Origin of the sequence: Knoellia terrae, assembly GCF_048606435.1 — a bacterium.
GTDB classification, from domain to species: domain Bacteria; phylum Actinomycetota; class Actinomycetes; order Actinomycetales; family Dermatophilaceae; genus Knoellia; species Knoellia terrae.
Map to the genome: position 1 here is coordinate 1 of NZ_JBMBWH010000002.1, position 19,144 is coordinate 19,144.

Here is a 19,144-nt window from a genome sequence, read left to right on the forward strand (position 1 = left end):
AAGGGAACGGACACCCCAACGTAGAAGCGCCGGCGATCACGAGGATCACCCACATATCAAGCAGTTCCGGACGTTTGCGAACGCCGTCTTGAGCCGCACGCTCATGGGTGGGGTCCTGAAGCAGACGGGCCGAAGGCGCGCTGAAGTACTGAACGCGGAACTTTTTTCTGCTCCACCTTGATTGAGGGCTGTTGCCGCGGTTCGGTGGACTTGCGGGATCAGCACCACATCACTCAGACGGGATATTTCCAGGGGGTCGGCTCCCCACCCTTGGCCGCAACGGTCGTACTCATGGACAGCCGCTACACACGCAGACTCGTTGACCCGCTCAGCGCCTCGATGGGGCGCGACCCGGCGTGCGAGCGGTCCTGAGCGCCGGCGACCCTCAGCCTCGACCGACCCACAGACCGGGTGTGTCACGCGGATCCAGGACCGCAGCGATCCGCGTGGCACACCCTCTGCTGGGAGCGCGTGGTGTCGCCGATGCTCGACGTCGGACCTTCGGATGCCGTCCTCGGTGCGGCCGGAGTGGGCGACGCCGAAAGCCGTGCCCGCGGCTGCTCCCGTCCGATCAGGCTCGTCGGCTCGCGCCAGTCGGTGAACACCGCCACCGGTGAGATCACCACGGTCTACTCGTCCGACCAGGAGCTGGACGGCCGCACGTACGTGCGATGCGGCAACCGTCGTGCGAGTGTCTGCGCGTCGTGCAGCCATGAGTACAAGGGCGATGCGTGGCACCTGCTCATGTGTGGGTTGGCCGGCGGCAAGGGCGTGCCTGCCAACGTCGCGGACCACCCGTGCACCTTCGTCACCCTCACCGCACCATCCTTCGGCGCAGTCCACGGCCAACGCCGAACAGGGCTGTGTCGCCCACGGCGCGACCATCCCGTCTGTCCGCACGGGCGCCCGCTGTGGTGCTCGAAGCGTCACGAGGAGAGCGACCCGCAAGTCGGGCAGCCCCTGTGCGCGCAGTGCTACGACTATGTCGGCCATGTCCTGTGGCAGTGGCACGCTCCCGAGCTATGGCGCCGGTTCACCATCGCCCTGCAGCGCGCCCTCGCCAAGAAGGCGGATGTCGACCTCACGACGTTCCGCGCCGGGTGCCGGATCTCCTACTCGAAGGTGATCGAGTTCCAGGCGCGCGGGTTGATCCACGTCCACGCCCCGTTCCGGCTGGACGGTCCGGAGGGTCCCGATGGGCCACCTACCTCACTGGCGCTGACCGTGGCCGATCTCGAGGAAGGGGTCCGCGTGGCTGCGGCGAGCGTGACCCTCACTGAACCCGGTCTCGAACGGACGGCATACGAGCTCCGGTGGGGGACGCAGGTGGACACGCGCACGATCAGTGGAGCCACGGCACGCGACGACCGTTCGCGATCCGCCGCCCATCCGGAGCAGGTGGCGGCCTACCTCGCGAAGTACCTGACGAAGAGCACCGAGGACTTCGGCCTGAGCGGCAGAGTCCGGTCTTCGGAACATGCGCGCCTGCTCGGTGCCAGCCCCCACGTCGTCCGCATCATCGCGGCGGCCGAGCAACTCGCTGGGTCTGTGGACAACCTCGCCCGGATCGCTGACCGACATGCGACATTGGGCTATCGGGGTCACCCGATCACCAAGTCACGGGCGTACTCGGTGACCTTCGGCCAGCTGCGACGACTGCGACGGCTGCACCACCGACGCCCTGCACGCCTCGACCCGGACGCGGATATCCGACGCGTCCTCGACGAGGACGAGCCGCCGGAGGGCTTCGTCCACGTCTCCTCCTTCACGTACGTCGGTCGCGGTTACCTCTCGTCGGCAGAGGCGGCGGAGGCCGTCCGATCAGCAGCCCTCTCTCGCATCCGCGCTCTCCCAACGCAATTCGTCAGCGGAGAAGCGAAGAGTCAATCAGCAGAAGGGAAGTGAGGGCAGTGCGAAAGACCGTGAGGGAGTTCCCCTCCCTGATGACCGTGCGGGATGTCGCCGAGGTATGCGGAGTGCCGGTCTCGACCGTGCACCACTGGGCAGTAAGGGGCGGCGGCCCGCCGTCGTTCAAGCTCGGCAAGCATCGACGGTTCGACGCCGAGGAAGTCCTGGCGTGGATCAACGCGTCCAGGGCGGCTGGAGCTCGGTCGAGATGATCGAGCGTCGCGAGCGGCGGGACGGGACCTGCTCCTACCGGGTGCGCTACCGCACGCCCGACGGCCGGTTCCGCTCCCGCTCCTTCGCCCGACGGTCGGAAGCGGCGGACTACGAGAGGCAGGTGCTCTCGCAGCGGCGCCGCGGCGACTGGGTCGATCCGCAACGGGGCAGAGCGACGCTGGGTGCCGTCTGGGCGGAGTACCAGAGCGGAGGGACCAGCCATCTCAGGGCGACCACCCAGGCTGGCTACCGACACGCGTGGAAGCACATCGAACCCACTTTCGGCGCTTGGCCGGTCGCCAAGATCGAGCACGCCGACGTGGCGGAGTGGGTGACTGCCCTGAGCGCCCGGCTCGGCACGGACACGGTTCGCAAGGCGCACGGAGTGCTGTCGAGGGTGCTCGATTACGCGGCCTCGACCCGTCGGGTGCCGGTCAACGTCGCGCGGGGCGTCCGTCTGCCCAAACGCGCGCCCGTTCGGGAACGCATCCTCACCGTGGAGGAGATCCATGCCCTCGCCGAGGCGATGCCGCAGGACCGCGACATCGTGCTGTCTTTGGCCTACATGGGGCTGCGGTGGTCCGAGCTGGCGGCCCTCAGGGTCGAGGACGTCAACCTCACGCGCAGACGGGTCCACGTCGTGCAGCGCGCCACCGAGGTCGATGGTCGGATCGACGTCGACCAGCCCAAGAGCCGAGCGGGACATCGCTACGTCCCGATCCCGCAGCTCCTCGTGCCAGCACTGACGGCGAGGCTGGCCGGTCGGCCGAGGGATGCACTGGTCTTCGCCTCGCCGGAAGGGGACTACCTGCGCGTGCGGAACTGGCGTCGGCGAGCCGGCTTCGACAGGGCTCTCGAGCAGCTCGGCATGGCCGCCACTCCGCACGATCTGCGGCGCACCTTCGGAAGCCTCGCGCGGATGGCCGGCGCTGACCTGCGCTTCATCCAGAAGGCGATGGGACACGAGTCCATCACCACCACGGCACGCATCTATGCCCACCTCTACGACGACGAGCTCGACACCATCGCTGCCGCGCTCGACGGCCTCTACACGGCCGGCGAAGCGGCGCGGGAGATCTGAGATGTGCCCATTTGGTGCCCAATTCGGGCCTTCGACGGCGGGTCGGACGGTCGGACGGTCGCGTTTCCGCAGGTCAGGCAGGGTGCCCCCGGCAGGATTCGAACCTGCGACACCTTCTTTAGGAGAGAAGTGCTCTTCCCCTGAGCTACGAGGGCGGGAAGGGCCCGAAGGCCGCGAACCAGCCTAGTTGACCGGCAGGGTCCCCCGGTCGCGGGCTCTTCGCCGGGCCGGCTCCCACTTCGCTGACCGAGGCGGTGCGGCGAGGAGAGAGAAACCCACGTCGGGCGGGAAGGTCTCGGAGGGGAGGCGGCATACTCGGCGGGTGACCACGACGCAGGGCCGCGAGCTCGACCGGCAGGGTGACCCCGTCCAGCGCCGCACGGTCGCGACCTTGTCGATGTCCCAGGTGCTCGGCGGGATCTCGCTCGCCAGTGGCGTCGCCGTCGGCGCCCTGCTCGCCGAGGAAATCTCGGGCTCACCGACGTACGCCGGGCTGGGATCGACCTTCCAGGTGCTCGGGTCGGCCCTCATCGCCGTGCCGATGGCCCGTCTCAGCGCGGCTCGCGGGCGGCGGCACGGGCTGGTCCTCGGCTACTGCCTGGCCTTCGTCGGTGCCCTCGGGCTCATCACGTCCGGCATCGTCGGCAGCTTCGCGCTGCTGCTCGTCGCCAGCCTGCTCTTCGGTGGCTCGACGGCGTCCAACAACCAGGCGAGGTATGCCGCGGCCGACCTGGCCGCGCCCGCCCACCGCGGCCGCGACCTCAGCCTCGTCGTGTGGGCGACGACGATCGGCAGCGTGGTCGGTCCCAACCTCGTCGGGCCGAGCGAGCCGGTGTCGGAGCTGCTGGGCCTGCCCCGTCTCACCGGTCCGTTCGTCTTCTCGCTCGTCGGACTCGCGTTCGCGGTCCTCGTCCTCGTCATCCGCCTGCGGCCCGACCCGCTGCTCGAGGCGCGCCGTCGTGCCGTCGCCGCCGACCCCGGTGCCTCCGGTCGCACGCACGGCCGGATCGGCCGCGGCCTCCGCGTCGTCGTCGCCCAGCCCCAGGCGCTGCTCGGCCTGCTGACGCTCGCCCTCGGACACATGGTGATGGTCAGCGTCATGGTGATGACGCCGCTGCACATGAGGCACGGGGACGCGGACCTCACCGTCATCGGCTTCGTCATCAGCGTCCACATCCTCGGGATGTTCGCCTTCTCACCCCTCACCGGGCTCGCGGTCGACCGGCTCGGCGGACGGGTGGTGGCGATCACAGGCTCCGCGATCCTCGCTGCGGCCACCCTGCTCGCGTCGACCGCGCCGGAGGGGCACTCGACGGGCCTGCTCGTCGCGCTGTTCCTCCTCGGTCTGGGCTGGTCCTGCACGCTCGTCTCGGGCTCGACCATGCTCACGGCCGCGCTCCCGACGGCCGAGCGCCCGGGAGCGCAGGGCGCCAGTGACCTCGTCATGGGGCTCACGGCCGGTCTCGGCGGGGCGCTCGCCGGTGTCGTCGTGGACGTCGCGAGCTTCAACGTCCTCGCCCTCGCGGCCCTCGTCGTCGCGCTGTCCATCGGCGTGCTGGCCGCGGTCCTGCGCGGCTCGGGCGAGCTCAGCGGCCGCTGAGGCCGGGCCACCGGGGCCGACGCTTCTCGGCGAACGCCGCCACCCCCTCGGCGCGGTCAGCGCTGAACGCCGTGTCGTGCCACCGGGCGTCCTCGACGTCGAGCCCTTCGGCGAGCGACACGTCCATGCCGTCCCGCATGGCCGCCTTGGCGTTGCGCACGCCGACGGGGGAGTGGGTGGCGATCGTCGCGGCCAGCTCGAGCGCCGTGGCTCGTGGGTCCTCGACGACGCGGTCGGCCAGCCCCAGGGCGAGCGCCTCGGTGCCGTCGACCCGGCGGGCGGTGAAGATCAGGTCGGCTGCACGCGACCAGCCGATCCGGCGGGGAAGCAGCTGGGTGCCGCCGCCGCCGGGGATGACGCCGACGGACACCTCGGGCAGCGCGAAGGTCGCACCCGGCGAGGCCACGATGACGTCGCACGAGAGCGCGATCTCGCAGCCGCCACCGAGCGCGTAGCCGGCCACCGCCGCGACGACCGGCACCGGGAGCTCGAGGATGCTGCCGTATGCCGCCCGGTTGCCGGGCCGCTGCGCCCGCAGCTCCTCGTCGGTGAGGAGGTTGCGCTCCTTGAGGTCGGCGCCGACGCAGAACGCCTTCGGGTGCGACGACGAGACGACGACCGCCCGGGTCGTGGCGTCGACGGCGAGCCCGCGGGCGGCCTCGGAGAGCGCGCGGGCCATCGCGGTCGAGACGGCGTTCATCGCCTCCGGGCGGTCGAGGACGATCTCGGCGACCCCGGCGTCGTGCCGGAGCACCCGGACGAGCCCGGTCGAGGCGGATCCATGGTCCGGCGCTGCATCCTGTGACATGCCGACATCCTCCCCGATCCCCGGCGCCACGCCACCGGAGGCCGGACGTCGAGTGGCGGCACACGGCATACCGGCTCGTCGTTGTTAGCCTGCTGCGGTGAGTGAGACCGGACCGCAGTCAGAGATCGACTCGCGGACCGAGAAGGTCCGCCACGCCGTCGAGGGGTGGACCCGCCACCTCGTCGACCTCGGGGGGCGCAACACGCTCCTGTGGTACCGCGACCTGCCCACCGGCACGCTCGACCTCACGACCGCGCACCCCGGCGGGGTGGCCATGCTGCTCGCCGGGCGCCCGACGCGGCTCTCCGACCTCGTCCGGGAGCCGGCGGCCTTCGACGAGGCCCGCCGCCGCGCCCGCACCATCGCCGCCAAGACGCGTGAGCTGCGCGAGGAGCGCGGCATCGACACCGGCTTCGTCGCCGTGGGGATGGCGACATGGAGCCTCGGCGGGGGACGTGGCGCCGCCGCCGCTCGGCAACCGGCCGCACCGGTGCTGCTGCGCAGCTGCACCCTGCGACCGACGACGCCCCAGCACGACGACTACGAGCTCGACCTCGGCGACGAGATCGAGCTCAACCCGGTCCTGGAGCACTACCTCGCGTCCGAGCAGGGCGTCGTGCTCGACCCGGAGGAGCTCGAGGCGCTCGCACACCGCCCCGGGGGCTTCGACCCCTATCCGGCGTATGCCGCGTTGACGGCGGCCTGCGCCTCCGTGCCTGACTTCGCGGTCACGCCCCGGATCGTCCTCGGCACCTTCTCCTACGCGAAGCTGCCCATGGTCGCGGACCTCGCGGCACACGGCGACGCCCTGGCCGACCACGACGTCATCGCCGCCATCGCGGGTGACCCGACGGCGCTGCGTTCGGTGCGTCACGAGCTGCCCCGGCGCGAGGATGACGTCGTGCCGGACCCCGCCCGGGGGATGCTCGTCCTCGACGCCGACTCCTCGCAGCAGGAGGCCATCGAGGCCGCCCGCTCCGGTGCCCACCTCGTCATCCACGGCCCGCCCGGCACGGGGAAGTCGCAGACGATCGCCAACCTCGTCGCGTCGCTCGCGGCCGACGGCAAGCGGGTGCTCTTCGTCGCCGAGAAGCGCGCGGCCATCGACGCCGTGGTCGGCCGCCTCGACCGGATCGGCCTCGGCGAGCTCGTCCTCGACCTCCACGACGGCGCCCGTGGCCGGCGCCGCATCGCCACCGAGCTCGCGGACTCCCTGCCCGGTCGCTCGCCGCGGCCGTCCGACCCCGCGAGCCGGGACGTCGACCGGCTGCGCGCCACCGCCTCCGCGCTGCGGGAGCACCGTGACGCCATGCACGAGGGTCGCCACCCCTGGGGCGTCTCCGTCCACGACGTGCAGGAGGCGATCAGCGCTCTCGGGGCCGCGGAGCGTCCACCTCACTCACGCGTCCGGATCCGGGGGGAGGCACTCCAGTCGCTGCCGCGCGAGCGCTTCGAGGTGCTCGCCCGCGAGCTGACCCGGGTCGCCTCCCTCGGCGCCTGGCGCACCGACCGCGGCTCGGACCCCTGGTACGGCGCGACGGTGCGCACCCCCGAGGAGGCGATCCGTGCCCGTGAGCTCGTCGAGCGCTGGTCGGGTCACGCCGTCGAGGACGTCGGTGAGACGCTGCGCGAGGTCTTCACCGGGCTGCGGCTGCCGCCGACGCGCACCGTCCGGGAGTGGGGCCGGATCCTCGACACCGTGGCCCGGGTGCGGGACACGCTCGAGACGTTCCGGCCCGAGATCTTCGACGTCCCGCTCGGTGACTTCGTCGCGGCGACCGGCACGCCGGCATACCGCTCCTCGGTCGGGTCCGAGCTCGGGTGGTGGGAGCGCCGCCAGCTCAAGCGGCAGGTGCGCCGCCACGTCCGGCCCGGCCGGCCGCCGGCCGACCTGCACGCCGCCCTGCTGGCCGCCAGCGAGCAGCGCAGCGCGTGGAAGGAGATGGCCGGAGCCGGGGGCCGCCCGGAGATGCCCGCCGACCTCGACCGGGCCACCGCCGCGTATGCCGCCCTGGCCGCCGACCTGGCCTGGCTCGACGAGCGCGTCCCGCGGTCGGCGGACTCCGACGCCGAGTCGCTGCTCGACGTGCCTCGCGACCAGCTCGCCGCCCGGCTCCAGGCCCTGGCCGACGCGCCGGAGCGCCTCGCGGTGGTGCCCTCGATCCTTGGACCGGTGGAGTCGATGCGTGAGGCCGGGCTCGGCCCACTGCTCGAGGACCTGGCCACCCGGCGCGTGGCCGTGGACGACGTCGCGAGCGAGGCCGACTTCGTGTGGTGGAGCTCGGTGCTCGACGACATCGCGCTGCGCGACCCGCGCGTCGGCGCCCACGACGGTGAGGACCTGCGCAGGACGGTGGGTGAGTTCGCCTCCGCCGACCGGGAGGTGCTGCGGCAGAACGCCACTCGCGTGCGCGCCGCCGTCCGTGCCAACGTCGACCGGGTGCTGTCCGACTCGCCCGAGCTCGAGAGCATCGTGCGGACGGAGGCGGCGAAGTCCCGTCGCCACCGCCCGCTGCGTGACCTCTTCCCCGTGGCGGGGGAGCTGCTCACCGCGGCGCGACCGTGCTGGGTGATGAGCCCGCTCGTCGTCGCGTCGGTGCTGCCCCCCGGGGTCTGGTTCGACGTCGTCGTCTTCGACGAGGCGTCCCAGGTGCCTCCCGCCGAGGCGGTGTCGGCGATCTCCCGCGCCCGCCAGGTCGTCCTCGCCGGCGACGCCAAGCAGCTGCCGCCGACGTCGTTCTTCACGACGGTCTCGGACGGGGGTGACGCCGCTCCCGACGACGGTCTCACCGAAGGGGTCGAGTCGATCCTCGACGTGCTGGCGGCGACCCTGCCGAGCCGCAGGCTGAGCTGGCACTACCGCTCGCAGGACGAGCGGCTCATCTCGTTCGCGAACGAGCACGTCTACGGCGGCTCGCTCGTGACCTTCCCCGGCACCGGATCGGCACCGGTGCTGCGCCATGAGCTCGTCGACGGGGTCGGTGTCGTCGCCGAGGGGGCGACGAGCGTCGAGACGACCCAGGCCGAGGTGGACCGGGTGGTCGAGCTCGTCCTCGAGCATGCCCGGACCCGCCCGAGCGAGAGCCTCGGCGTCATCGCCCTCGGGCTGGCCCACACCCAGCGGATCGAGGACGCGCTGCGCCGGGCGCTGCAGGGGCTCGACCCGCGGGCCGCGACGTTCTTCACCGAGGACGTCCACGAGCGCTTCTTCGTGAAAAACCTCGAACGTGTCCAGGGCGACGAGCGCGACGCCGTGATCCTCTCGGTCGGCTACGGCAAGACCCCGCACGGGCGCGTGCTCCACCGCTTCGGCCCGCTCAACACCGAGGGCGGCGAGCGACGCCTCAACGTCGCCATCACCCGTGCCAAGAAGCGCATGACGGTCGTGTCCTCGATCGGCGCCGACGAGCTCGACCCGCAGCGGCTCAAGGCCCGCGGCGCCCAGATGCTGCGCGACTTCCTCGCCCACGTCGCCACCTCCACCGTGGTGGCGGACGAGGGAGGACCCGGTGACGTGGTGCCGACCGAGCCGACGCAGTCGGTCGTCATGGCGGAGTTCGCCCGTCGACTGCGCGACACCGGGCTGGTCGTCCACGAGAGGTACGGGTCGTCCGCGGCCCCCATCGACCTCGCCGTCGAGGACCCGCACCACCCGGGGCGGCTCGCCGTCGCTGTGGAGTCCGACGGCCCGGAGTATGCCGCGATGTCCAGTGCCCGTGATCGTGACCGGTTGCGCGCGGAGCACCTCGGCCGGCTGGGCTGGCAGCACGTGCGGGTGTGGACCCGCGACGCGTTCCGCGACCCCGCCCGCGACGTCGCCCGGATCCGCTCGCTGGCCGACCGCGGGCGGGCATGACCCGCCGGTCGCGGCGCGCGTCGAGCGCTCCGCAGCGGGTGGGTTCGGACGAGGGCCTCACCTCGACTCACGTGCGACGGGAGGCCGAGCCGGACGACCGGCAGGCGCCGGGCGGGTCGGCCCCGGCAGAGTCTCCCGCGCCACCGACGGTCCCGGACGCCCAGCAGACGAAGGACGACACCGACGAGGGCTGGGGTGAGCGCGGCGACGACGACGCCTCGGCCCGGTGGCTGCGCGAGAACCGCCCCCCGCACTGGTCCTGACCGCCTCCGCCGCACGCCACGGCTCGCGACACCGGCTGACGTCGGGCTGCGCCACATGTGACCTATTGGTCGAAAAAGTGCGGGCGGGGGGGCAGCGCCACATGTGACCTATTGGTCGAAAGATGCAGGCGCGCGGGGCAGCGCCACATGTGACCTATTGGTCGAAAGATGCAGGCGCGCGATCTGGGTCGGGAAGGGGGCGCAGCAGAACAGGGCGGGAGTCGGCGCGGTGGCCGGCTCCCGCCCCTGGCGGAGGTGTCCGTCTCAGAGGGTCGGACGAGCGCGAAGGCTGTCGCGGATCTCCTTGAGAAGCTCGGTGTTCGGGTCGATCGTGTCCGTGGCGGGCTCGTCCGGGAAGAACCGGGCCTTGGCCGCGGTGTAGGGCTTGACGACGAAGAAGTAGACGACCGCAGCCAGGATGAGGAAGGCGATGAGCACGGTGAGGAAGTTGCCGATCGAGAGGCCGGCCGGCTCCCACGCCGAGAAGTCAGGGCTGCCGCCGAGCTTGCCGACGATCTGCATGATGATCTTCACCATCGCTTCGACAACCTTGCCGAAGGCCGTGGCGATCACGACGGCGACCGCGAGGTCGACCACGTTTCCCCTGAGCACGAAGTCCTTGAAGCCGTTCATTGGATCTGTCCTTTGCTGTTGAAGAGATGCCGCCGGGCATGACGCCCATCCGAGCGCTGGCCAGAGTACAAGCCGGATCGACACCCGAGAGGCGGTGACAAGGGCCGGCCCCGGGGCTCGGTCAGCCCGCGGCTGCACCCGTGACGACGGGCAGGACGCGGGGGGCGCCACCCTCCGGTCGCTGACCTGCGAAGACCCGCTCGAGATCAGCGGGGGACAGCGCGCACACCAGGCCCCCGGGAAGCCCGTCCGCTCCGGGCAACGGTCCGGTCACGGACGCCGGCTCGGGCGTGTCCACGCCGAGGACGAGCACGTCGCGTGCCAGGGCGGCACCGCCCAGCTCGGCGAACAGCGTCACCCGGTGGCCGGCGGAGACGAGGTCGAGGACGTGCTCGTCGGCGACGACCACGTGCGCCGCCACGGTCCCGGCGGGAAGGTCGTCTGCCGGGGTGCGCGGCACGAGCCGGGTGGTGGTGAGGGGCTCGCCGCCCAGGACGGCCGTGCTGAGGCGACGCCCGACGAGGGTGGAGGGGTCGCCGGTGGTCGCGACCGGTGGAGGGTCGCGTGGCACATGCACGAGCCGCACGTCCTCGTGGTCGAGGACGGCCCCTCTGGCCAGGTCGTGCGCTGCGACGAGCACCGGCGTCGTGGCTGGGGGCGGCGGCCGCACGACACCGACGAGCACCACGACGGCCCCCGCCGCGCAGACCGCGGCGGCGGCCCGACGCAGCACCCACCGGCGCCACCGTGCCCGACGCGAGGGGCCGAGCAGCTCCGGACGGGCGAACCTGGGGACGTGCGGTCGCGGCATGCCACCGACGCTAGGCCGGGGCCGCGGTGCTCGGGACGGCTCAGGCCGAGGCTGTGGACGGCGCCGAGGTCGAGGAGGTGCCTGTGGACGAGCCGGGGGACGTCGTGTCCTTGCTCTTGCCCGTGTCACCGGAGCCCGAACCGGAGCCCGAGCCGGAGTCGCTCGACGGCGACGCCGGCGACGAGCTGCTCGAGGCCGCGCGCGAGTCGTTGCGGTAGAAGCCGCCGCCCTTGAAGACGATGCCGACCGAGTTGAAGACCTTGCGCAGGGACCCGTCGCACTCCGGGCAGACCGAGAGCGAGTCGTCGCTGAAGGACTGGACCGCCTCGAAGCGGTGGTCACAGTCGCGGCACGCGTAGGCGTACGTGGGCACAGGTTCCTCCTGGGGCACTGCGGGGTGAGCGGGTCCAAGGATACGGAACGCCGAGCGGTGCTCCGGTATGCCGGCCGCCCACCGACCCGGGACCGGGCTCAGCCCTCCGCGGACCAGCCGGCGAGGCGCCCACCCCGGCTCACGGCATACAGGCGCTTCTCTACCGCGGCGCGCAGGGTCGCAGGGGTGACGACGAGCAGCTGGTCGCCCCGCCGTAGGGGAGTCGTCTCCTGCGGGACGAACGACGCGCCGTCGCGCACGACGAGGGCGACGTTCGCCCCCGGTGGAAGGCGCAGCTCGTAGACCTGCACCCCGGCGAGGCGGGACAGCGGCCCGACCGTGACCTCGATGAGGTGGGCGCCGATGTCGTCGAAGGGCGTCACCTCGAGGGCGAGGTCGAACGAGTGGTGACCGCTGTCGAGGCCCAGCCGGTGCGCCACCCAGGGCAGGGTCGGCGCCTGCACCAGCGTGAAGATGATGACGAGGACGAAGACGAGGTCGAAGATCCACTCCACGCCGGTCGCCCCCACGGTCAGCGGCACGGTGGCGAGCACGACCGGCACCGCGCCGCGCAGGCCGGCCCACGACAGGAACGCCTGCGTGCGCCACCCCAGCCCGAAGGGGGTGCACGACACGAGCACCGAGAGCGGGCGGGCGACGAGGAGGAGGGCGAGGCCGAGCACGAGCGCCGGCCGGACCTGCTCCAGGAAGGTGGCCGGGTCGGCGAGCAGCCCGAGGAGGACGAACAGCCCGATCTGGGCGAGCCATCCGAGCGCCGTGGAGAAGCCGTGGACCGCCGCCCGGTGGGGCAGCGACATGTTGCCGAGGACGAGCGACGCGAGGTAGCAGGCGATGAAGCCGGACGCGTGGACGACGTCGGCGGCGGCGTAGGCCAGCACCGAGATCGCCACGACCCCGATCGCGAACAGGGCCGACGAACCCCCGGCGACCCGGGACATGAGGCGTCCCCCGACCCACCCGACGGCCAGGCCGACGAGGGAGCCCACGACGAGCTCGCCGGCGACGAGAAGCGAGATCGCCCACAGCGACACCTGCTCGCCGGCCGCCGACTGCACCGCGATGGCCGTGACGATGATGACGACGGGGGCGTCGTTGAAGCCCGACTCCGCCTCGAGCATGCCGCTGACCCGGCGTGGCAGGGGCACCCGGCGCAGGACCGCGAACACGGCCGCCGCATCGGTGGACGCGAGGATCGCGCCGATGAGCAGCGCGGTGCTCCACGTCATGTCCAGGACGTAGTGGCCGGCGAGCGCCACGACGAGGATCGACACGACGACACCGACGGTGGCCAGCGCCGCCGCCGGGGCGAGCGAGCCCTTGATCGACTCCCACTTCGTCGTCACCCCGCCCTCGGTGAGGATGAGCACAAGGGCGGCGTAGCCGAGGACCTGCGTCAGCTCCGCGTCGGAGAAGTCGATGCCGAGGCCGCGGTTGCCCAGCGCCAGGCCGATGCCGAGGTAGAGCAGCAGCGAGGGCAGGCCCGATCGGGTCGAGAGCCTGACCGCTGCGATCGAGACGATGAGGACCGCCGCGCCGATGAGCAGGGCGATCGAGAGCGACCGGAGGTTCTCGCCCTCGGCGGCCGCGAGCAGGACCGGGTCGACCGCGCTGCCGTGCGGCATACCCAGGATGTCGGTCACGGCCCGTCCTTGCTCGGTCGATCGGGGGTCTGTCCTAGTCTCGCAGGGTGTCCTCCTCCCGCGTTGCCCGTCGCGTCACGCTGACCGTCGTCGGCATCCTCACCGTGGCGGCGCTCGTCCTCTCCGTCGTCGGGGTCTCGGTGGTGCGTCGGTCCTTCCCGCAGACCGAGGGCGAGATCGACGTCCCGGGACTGGGCGCCCGGGTGGACGTGATGCGCGACGACCGGGGGGTCCCGCAGATCTACGGCGACAGCATCAGCGACATCGCCCGGGCCCAGGGCTACGTGCACGCCCAGGACCGCTTCTTCGAGATGGACATGCGCCGGCACATCACCGCCGGCCGGCTGGCCGAGCTCGTCGGGGAGGCCGGCCTCGAGACCGACAAGGTCATCCGGACGATGGGCTGGCGGCGGGTGGCCGAGGCCGAGCTGCCGACCCTCGCCCCGGCGACACGGACCTACCTGCAGGCCTACGCCGACGGCGTCAACGCCTACCTGCGTGGCCGGTCGCCGGCGCAGGCCTCGCTCGAGTACGTCGTGCTCGGCACGACCGTGGACGACTACCGCATCGAGGACTGGACGCCCGCCGACTCGATCGCGTGGCTCAAGGCGATGGCCTGGGACCTGCGTGGCGACTACTCCGACGAGCTCGCGCGCGCCCGGCTCTCGAGCCGGGTGACGGCCGGCCAGATCGCCGAGATCTATCCGCCCTACGACCTCACCAGGCAGCCGATCCTCTCCGGTGAGGACTGGGCGCCGGCGCCACCCCCGAGCCAGCAGTCCTCGTCGGCGGTCCCGTCCGCCCTGCGCGCTGTGGCGCCGCGACCGTCGGCCGAGGATGCCGCCGCGGCTCTGGCCAGCCCATCCGCGCAGGAGGCGTATGCCGCGGTCGGGCGTGCGCTGTCGGCGGTCCCCCAGCTCCTGGGCCGAGGTCAGGGCATCGGCTCCAACTCCTGGGTCGTCGGCCCGGATATGTCGGCGACCGGCAAGCCGCTGCTGGCCAACGACCCGCACCTCAGCCCCGGCATCCCGGGCATCTGGTACCAGGTCGGTCTGCACTGCCGCACCAAGAGCGCCGCGTGCCCCCTCGCCGTCTCCGGCTTCTCGTTCGCCGGTGTCCCAGGCGTCGTCATCGGTCACAACGACCGGATCGCCTGGGGGTTCACCAACCTCTCTCCCGACGTCAGCGACTTCTACCTGGAGCGCCTCGAGGGGGATCGCGCCCTGCGCGGTGACACCTGGGAGCCGATGGAGACCCGCCGCGAGACCATCCGGGTGGCCGGTGGTGACGACGTCGAGATCACCGTCCGGTCGACGCGCCACGGACCCCTGATGTCCGACGTCGTCGACGCCTTCGACGACGCGGGCGCGCGCTCACCGCTCCCGCCCTCCGAGGGCACCACGCGCGACTCCGAGGCGTACGCCGTGTCGATGGCATGGACGGGGCTGGAGACGAACCAGACCGCCGACGCCATCCTCCAGCTCAACGTCGCCCAGAATTTCGAGGAGTTCCGCGAGGCCTCGAAGTCCTTCGCCGTGCCCTCCCAGAACCTCGTCTACGCGGACGTCGACGGCCACATCGGCTACCAGGCGCCCGGGCAGGTGCCGGTGCGGGTGTCGGCGTTCCCCGGCTCGCCGCCGGGATACTGGCCGGCCCCCGGCTGGGACGAGACCTACGACTGGCAGGGCTTCGTGCCGTTCGAGTCCATGCCCACGTCCCTCGACCCGTCGTCGGGGATGATCGTCGCGGCGAACCAGGCGGTGACGGCCAGCGCGACCCCGTTCCTCACGACGGAGTGGGACTACGGCTTCCGTTCGCAGCGCATCCGTGAGCTGCTCGAGAGCGCCACGAGGGATGGGAAGAAGCTCACGGTCGCGCAGATGGGCGCCATCCAGATGGACTCCCGCAACGAGTTCGCCCCCACGCTCGTCGCCGCGCTGCTGGAGGTGCCGCTCGGCGACGCCGACGACTCCGAGGCGGAGGTGGCCTTCACCAAGGAGGCGCAGGACCTGCTGCGCGAGTGGGACTACACGACGCCCGCCGACGGGTCCCGAGCCGGTGCCGCCGCGGCCTACTACAACGCCGTCTGGGCCAACCTCCTGCGCCTGCTCTTCGACGACGAGCTGCCCGAGGACCTGCGCGCCGATGGCGGCAGCCGCTACATGACCGCCGTGGCGAGACTGCTGGAGAACCCCCGGAGCGCGTGGTGGGACAACCGCCAGACCGCCGCGATCACCGAGGGGCGCAACGAGATCCTGCGCCAGGCGCAGGTGGAGGCCCGGCTCGAGCTGACCCGCGAGCTCGGCAAGAACCCCGAGGACTGGCGTTGGGGCGCCCTGCACACCCTCGAGCTCACCCACCAGGTCCTCGGCGGCGACACCGTCCCGGGGATCGTCCGCGGCGTCTTCAACCGGGGCGAGTTCGAGATGCCCGGTGGCTCCGCGATCGTCAACGCGACGGCCTGGCGGGCCAGCCTCGGCTACGAGGTCACCGCGGCACCGTCGATGCGCATGGTCGTCGACGTCGGTGGGTTCGACCGCTCGACGTGGATCAACCAGACGGGAGCCAGCGGGCACGCCTTCAACGGTCACTACGACGACCAGACCGAGGACTGGGTCGAGGGTCGCCAGCGACCCTGGCCCTTCACCGAGGAGGCTGTCCGCGAGGCGACCGAGGCCGAGCTCGCGCTGCTGCCCGAGGGCGAGGGCTGACCTTCAGAACCAGGTGGTCCCGTCGGCGGTGAGCACTCCGTCCACGGGCTCGTCGTGGGCATCGGCCGGCAGCCGCTCAGTCTGCACCTCGCCCGGGTGCAGCACGGCGAGCACGCGGGCGTCGGCGCCGCGGCGGGCCAGCGCCCGGTCGTAGGACCCGCCACCGCGTCCCAGCCGCGTGCCGACGGTGTCCACGGCCAGGCCCGGCGTGAGGACCAGACCTGCGGCCGCGACCGCTTCACGACCGAGCGGTCGGCGCCGGTCGTCCGCTGCGTCGCACCAGTCGAGGTCCTTGTCCGGCAACGTGACCGGCACGATGACGCGTATGCCGCGTGCCGCGAGCGCGGTGATGGTCGCCGCCGTGGGCGGCTCGCTGCGCCATGCCTCGTAGGCGGTGACCGTGTCACCGGGCCCGAGCCCGAGCTCGACCGCGACGGCGAGCACCTCACGGGCGATCGCGGCATCGTCCTCGGCGCGGTCCCGGCCGGCGACGCGCTCCCGACGCGCGGCCACGAGGCCGGGACGCAGGGCTGTCTTCGCGTCGGGTCGGGAAGCGGAGCTCACGCGCCCAGTGTCCACCGTCCACCGGGGCAGGTCGCCTAGTGTTGCGGACATGGGTGCAGATGGTCTCCGCCGGAGCACGGACCTCATGCGGGCGCGGGAGGTCGACGAGCGGGCGATCGCGGCGTTCACGCGCTTCTACGGGATGCTCGAGCAGGACGCGACCGGCTACGTCCACGAGGACACGATCGAGCCCCTGGGTCACGTCACCAGCCTCGCGGACCTCGACATCGACGAGGCTGCGGCCCGGGAGGCGCTCGCCACGACGGTGGTGCTGAAGCTCAACGGCGGGCTCGGCACCTCCATGGGGATCAGCGGCCCCAAGTCGGCCCTGCCGGTGCGCGACGGCCTGAGCTTCCTCGACATCATCGCCCGCCAGGTGCTGGCGATCCGGCGCGAGCACGAGGTGGACCTGCCCGTCGTCTTCATGGACTCCTTCCGCACCCAGGACGAGACGCTCGAGATCCTCGCCGCGCACGACGGGCTCGCGGTCGACGGGCTTCCGCTGGACTTCCTCCAGAGCGCCGAGCCCAAGCTGCGTGCGGACGACCTCACCCCGGTGGAGTGGCCGGAGGACCCCGAGCTCGAGTGGTGCCCGCCCGGTCACGGTGACGTCTACATCGCCCTCCAGTCCAGCGGGCTGCTCGACACCCTGCGGGAGAAGGGTTTCCGCCACCTCTTCATGTCCAACGCCGACAACCTGGGCGCCACGTGCGACCCGAGGGTCCCCGCGTGGATGGCGCGCGAGGGGATCCCCTACGTCGCAGAGGTCTGCGAGCGCACGCGCAACGACCGCAAGGGGGGACACCTCGCGACCCGGCGCAGCGACGGCCGGCTCATCCTGCGGGACTCGGCCATGGTGGCGCCCGGGGAGGACCAGTACTTCCAGGACAACACCCGCCACGAGTACTTCCACGTCAACAACCTCTGGGTGGACCTCGACGTCCTCGCCGCCCGGCTGGCCGAGCGCGACGGCATCCTCGAGCTGCCGATCATCGTCAACCGCAAGACCGTGGACCCCACCCGCAAGGACTCGACCCCGGTCATCCAGATCGAGTCGGCGATGGGGACCGCCGTCGAGGTCTTCGAGGGCTCGCGTGCCCTGCTCGTCCCCCGTGACCGGTTCCGGCCGGTCAAGACGACGAACGAGCTCCTCCTCGTCCGCTCGGACCTCTACACGCTCGACGGGGCCAGCCGGGTCGTCTCGCTGTCCGACGACGAGGAGCCGTTCATCGACCTCTCCGACCACTACAAGTTCGTCCAGGACTTCGACGCCCGCTTCCCGCAGGGGGTCCCGTCGATCCGTCAGGCGCACTCCCTCGTCGTCGAGGGCGACGTCACGTTCGGCCGCGACGTCAGGTGCGTCGGTGACGTGACGGTGCGCACCGACGCACCGCGCACCATCGCCGACGGCGCCCGCCTCGAGGGCGACGTGTGAGGACCGTCGAGGAGCACCGGACCGCCCTGCTTGCCCTCGTCTCGGCCCTCCCGGCCGAGACCCTGCCACTGCGCGAGGCCCTCGGTCGGGTCCTGTCCGAGGACGTGGTCGCGACGGTGGACCTGCCGGGCTTCGACAACAGTGCGATGGACGGGTATGCCGTCCGCTCGGCAGACGTGGCCGGCGCCACCCCCGAGACGCCGGTCGTTCTCGAGGTCGACGGTGACATCGCCGCCGGCGACACGACTCGCCACGTGCTGCGGCCGGGCGCCGCGCTGCGCATCATGACCGGCGCGCCGCTGCCGCTGGGCGCCGACGCGGTGGTCCCCGTGGAGCGCAGCGACGGTGGAGTGGACCGCGTCGCCCTCGACCTCGCCCCCGAGCCCGGCCGGCACCTGCGCCGGCAGGGCGAGGACGTGCGAGCCGGTGAGGTCGTGCTCCGTCCCGGCGTCCGCGTCACCCCGGGCCGGCTCGCCCTCGTCGCCGCTGCCAACGTCGCCGAGGTGCGGGTCCGCCGCCGCCCTCGGGTGGCGGTCGTCTCGACCGGTGACGAGCTGCTGCCACCCGGATCCGCCCTCGCCCACGGCGAGATCGTCGACTCCAACGGGCCGATGCTCGCGGCGCTCGTCCTCGCCGCCGGTGCCGACCTCGCCTTCTCCGGGCACCTCCGCGACGACGCCGAAGCCGTGGCCGCCCTGCTGGAGGACGTCCCCGGGGACCCCGATCTCGTCCTCACCACCGGGGGCGTCTCGATGGGCGCCTACGACACGGTCAAGGAGGTGCTGACCCGGCACGGCGGCGTCGACTTCGTCAAGGTCGCCATGCGACCCGGGATGCCGCAGGGCTCCGGCGTGCTCGGGGAGCGCCGCACCCCGGTCGTCACGCTGCCCGGCAACCCGGTGAGCTCGTTCGTCTCGTTCCACGTCTTCGTCCTCCCCGTCCTGCGGGCCCTCTCCGGTCTGGCTCCGGAGGTGCCGATGGCGAGCGCCTTGGCGGCGCAGGGTTGGTCATCCGTGGAGGGCAAGGTGGAGCTGACCCGGGTCGTGCTGCAGGCCGACGGCGTCCGACCCTCCGGGGGCCAGGGGTCGCACATGCTCGGGGCGCTGGCCGAGGCCACCCACCTCGCCGTCGTCGACGCCGCCACCGCCGAGGTCCGGGAGGGTGACACGGTCCGGCTGCTCCCGCTCGTGGGGCAGGATTAGGGAGTGAGCAGCGACGAGGGGCACC

Annotated in this window: 15 protein-coding genes and 1 tRNA gene; 9 read left to right on the forward strand and 7 right to left on the reverse strand. The window is 72.2% G+C overall.

The features are described from left to right. Positions 1-483: 483 nt before the first annotated feature. From ACOJV9_RS03360 to ACOJV9_RS03370, 3 genes are read left to right on the forward strand one after another with little or no spacing between them, the layout of a single operon-like run. On the forward strand, positions 484-1,905 hold the full coding sequence (locus ACOJV9_RS03360; protein ID WP_420184122.1) for a replication initiator: 1,422 nt from the start codon (positions 484-486) through the stop codon (positions 1,903-1,905). Between the two features lie 38 nt (positions 1,906-1,943). Further along, positions 1,944-2,120 carry a helix-turn-helix transcriptional regulator gene (locus ACOJV9_RS03365; protein ID WP_084072330.1) on the forward strand — a complete coding sequence of 59 codons (177 nt, stop codon included), beginning with the start codon at positions 1,944-1,946 and terminating at the stop codon, positions 2,118-2,120. Beyond that, positions 2,078-3,202: a site-specific integrase gene (locus tag ACOJV9_RS03370; protein ID WP_420183770.1), complete on the forward strand. Its 1,125-nt coding sequence runs from the start codon at positions 2,078-2,080 to the stop codon at positions 3,200-3,202. The genes ACOJV9_RS03365 and ACOJV9_RS03370 overlap by 43 nt, the downstream gene beginning before the upstream one ends. Before the next feature lie 83 nt (positions 3,203-3,285). Here the strand turns inward: ACOJV9_RS03370 and ACOJV9_RS03375 are convergent. Continuing rightward, positions 3,286-3,357, reverse strand: a tRNA-Arg gene (locus tag ACOJV9_RS03375). Between the two features lie 167 nt (positions 3,358-3,524). Here ACOJV9_RS03375 and ACOJV9_RS03380 point away from each other — a divergent pair. Continuing rightward, entirely contained in the window at positions 3,525-4,802 is a 1,278-nt protein-coding gene (locus tag ACOJV9_RS03380; RefSeq protein ID WP_420183771.1) for an MFS transporter, read from the forward strand. Here ACOJV9_RS03380 and ACOJV9_RS03385 read toward each other — a convergent pair. Continuing rightward, positions 4,789-5,610 (reverse strand): enoyl-CoA hydratase/isomerase family protein, encoded by an 822-nt coding sequence (locus tag ACOJV9_RS03385; protein WP_420183772.1) that lies wholly within the window; start codon positions 5,608-5,610, stop codon positions 4,789-4,791. The genes ACOJV9_RS03380 and ACOJV9_RS03385 overlap by 14 nt on opposite strands. Before the next feature lie 97 nt (positions 5,611-5,707). On the opposite strand from ACOJV9_RS03385, the gene ACOJV9_RS03390 reads away from it, so the two are divergent. Further along, the gene (locus ACOJV9_RS03390) at positions 5,708-9,466 is read left to right on the forward strand and encodes an AAA domain-containing protein (protein ID WP_420183773.1); all 3,759 of its coding nucleotides are present in this window, start codon (positions 5,708-5,710) and stop codon (positions 9,464-9,466) included. Next, complete coding sequence (locus ACOJV9_RS03395; protein ID WP_420183774.1) at positions 9,463-9,729, forward strand: hypothetical protein; 267 nt, start codon at positions 9,463-9,465, stop codon at positions 9,727-9,729. The genes ACOJV9_RS03390 and ACOJV9_RS03395 overlap by 4 nt, the downstream gene beginning before the upstream one ends. A 264-nt stretch (positions 9,730-9,993) precedes the next feature. Here the strand turns inward: ACOJV9_RS03395 and mscL are convergent, their stop codons facing one another. The 4 genes from mscL to ACOJV9_RS03415 all read right to left on the reverse strand — a co-directional run bounded on the left by mscL (position 9,994) and on the right by ACOJV9_RS03415 (position 13,189). Continuing rightward, entirely contained in the window at positions 9,994-10,362 is a 369-nt protein-coding gene (mscL, locus tag ACOJV9_RS03400) for a large conductance mechanosensitive channel protein MscL (RefSeq protein WP_420183775.1), read from the reverse strand. Between the two features lie 121 nt (positions 10,363-10,483). Beyond that, positions 10,484-11,173: an SAF domain-containing protein gene (locus tag ACOJV9_RS03405; RefSeq protein WP_420183776.1), complete on the reverse strand. Its 690-nt coding sequence runs from the start codon at positions 11,171-11,173 to the stop codon at positions 10,484-10,486. Positions 11,174-11,213: 40 nt separating this feature from the next. Continuing rightward, positions 11,214-11,546 carry an FmdB family zinc ribbon protein gene (locus ACOJV9_RS03410; protein ID WP_420183777.1) on the reverse strand — a complete coding sequence of 111 codons (333 nt, stop codon included), beginning with the start codon at positions 11,544-11,546 and terminating at the stop codon, positions 11,214-11,216. A 98-nt stretch (positions 11,547-11,644) separates the two neighbouring features. Next, complete coding sequence (locus tag ACOJV9_RS03415) at positions 11,645-13,189, reverse strand: potassium/proton antiporter (protein WP_474544265.1); 1,545 nt, start codon at positions 13,187-13,189, stop codon at positions 11,645-11,647. A gap of 65 nt (positions 13,190-13,254) precedes the next feature. Between ACOJV9_RS03415 and ACOJV9_RS03420 the strand changes: the two genes are divergently transcribed. Then, entirely contained in the window at positions 13,255-15,918 is a 2,664-nt protein-coding gene (locus tag ACOJV9_RS03420) for a penicillin acylase family protein (protein ID WP_420183779.1), read from the forward strand. Between the two features lie 3 nt (positions 15,919-15,921). Here the strand turns inward: ACOJV9_RS03420 and ACOJV9_RS03425 are convergent, their stop codons facing one another. Then, entirely contained in the window at positions 15,922-16,482 is a 561-nt protein-coding gene (locus ACOJV9_RS03425) for a 5-formyltetrahydrofolate cyclo-ligase (RefSeq protein ID WP_420183780.1), read from the reverse strand. 49 nt (positions 16,483-16,531) lie between these two features. Between ACOJV9_RS03425 and ACOJV9_RS03430 the strand changes: the two genes are divergently transcribed. Both ACOJV9_RS03430 and ACOJV9_RS03435 read left to right on the forward strand, forming a co-directional pair. Continuing rightward, complete coding sequence (locus ACOJV9_RS03430) at positions 16,532-17,917, forward strand: UTP--glucose-1-phosphate uridylyltransferase (protein ID WP_420183781.1); 1,386 nt, start codon at positions 16,532-16,534, stop codon at positions 17,915-17,917. Beyond that, positions 17,914-19,119 carry a molybdopterin molybdotransferase MoeA gene (locus ACOJV9_RS03435; RefSeq protein WP_420183782.1) on the forward strand — a complete coding sequence of 402 codons (1,206 nt, stop codon included), beginning with the start codon at positions 17,914-17,916 and terminating at the stop codon, positions 19,117-19,119. Before ACOJV9_RS03430 ends, ACOJV9_RS03435 begins: the two co-directional genes overlap by 4 nt. The last annotated feature ends 25 nt before the right edge of the window (positions 19,120-19,144 follow it).

Coding starts and splice junctions, on each gene's coding strand:
- ACOJV9_RS03360 (WP_420184122.1), top strand. CDS start 484: ATGCTCGACGTCGGACCTTCGGATGCCGTCCTCGGTGCGGCCGGAGTG.
- ACOJV9_RS03365 (WP_084072330.1), top strand. CDS start 1,944: ATGACCGTGCGGGATGTCGCCGAGGTATGCGGAGTGCCGGTCTCGACC.
- ACOJV9_RS03385 (WP_420183772.1), bottom strand. CDS start 5,610: ATGTCACAGGATGCAGCGCCGGACCATGGATCCGCCTCGACCGGGCTC.
- ACOJV9_RS03395 (WP_420183774.1), top strand. CDS start 9,463: ATGACCCGCCGGTCGCGGCGCGCGTCGAGCGCTCCGCAGCGGGTGGGT.
- mscL (WP_420183775.1), bottom strand. CDS start 10,362: ATGAACGGCTTCAAGGACTTCGTGCTCAGGGGAAACGTGGTCGACCTC.
- ACOJV9_RS03405 (WP_420183776.1), bottom strand. CDS start 11,173: ATGCCGCGACCGCACGTCCCCAGGTTCGCCCGTCCGGAGCTGCTCGGC.
- ACOJV9_RS03415 (WP_474544265.1), bottom strand. CDS start 13,189: ATGCCGCACGGCAGCGCGGTCGACCCGGTCCTGCTCGCGGCCGCCGAG.
- ACOJV9_RS03430 (WP_420183781.1), top strand. CDS start 16,532: ATGGGTGCAGATGGTCTCCGCCGGAGCACGGACCTCATGCGGGCGCGG.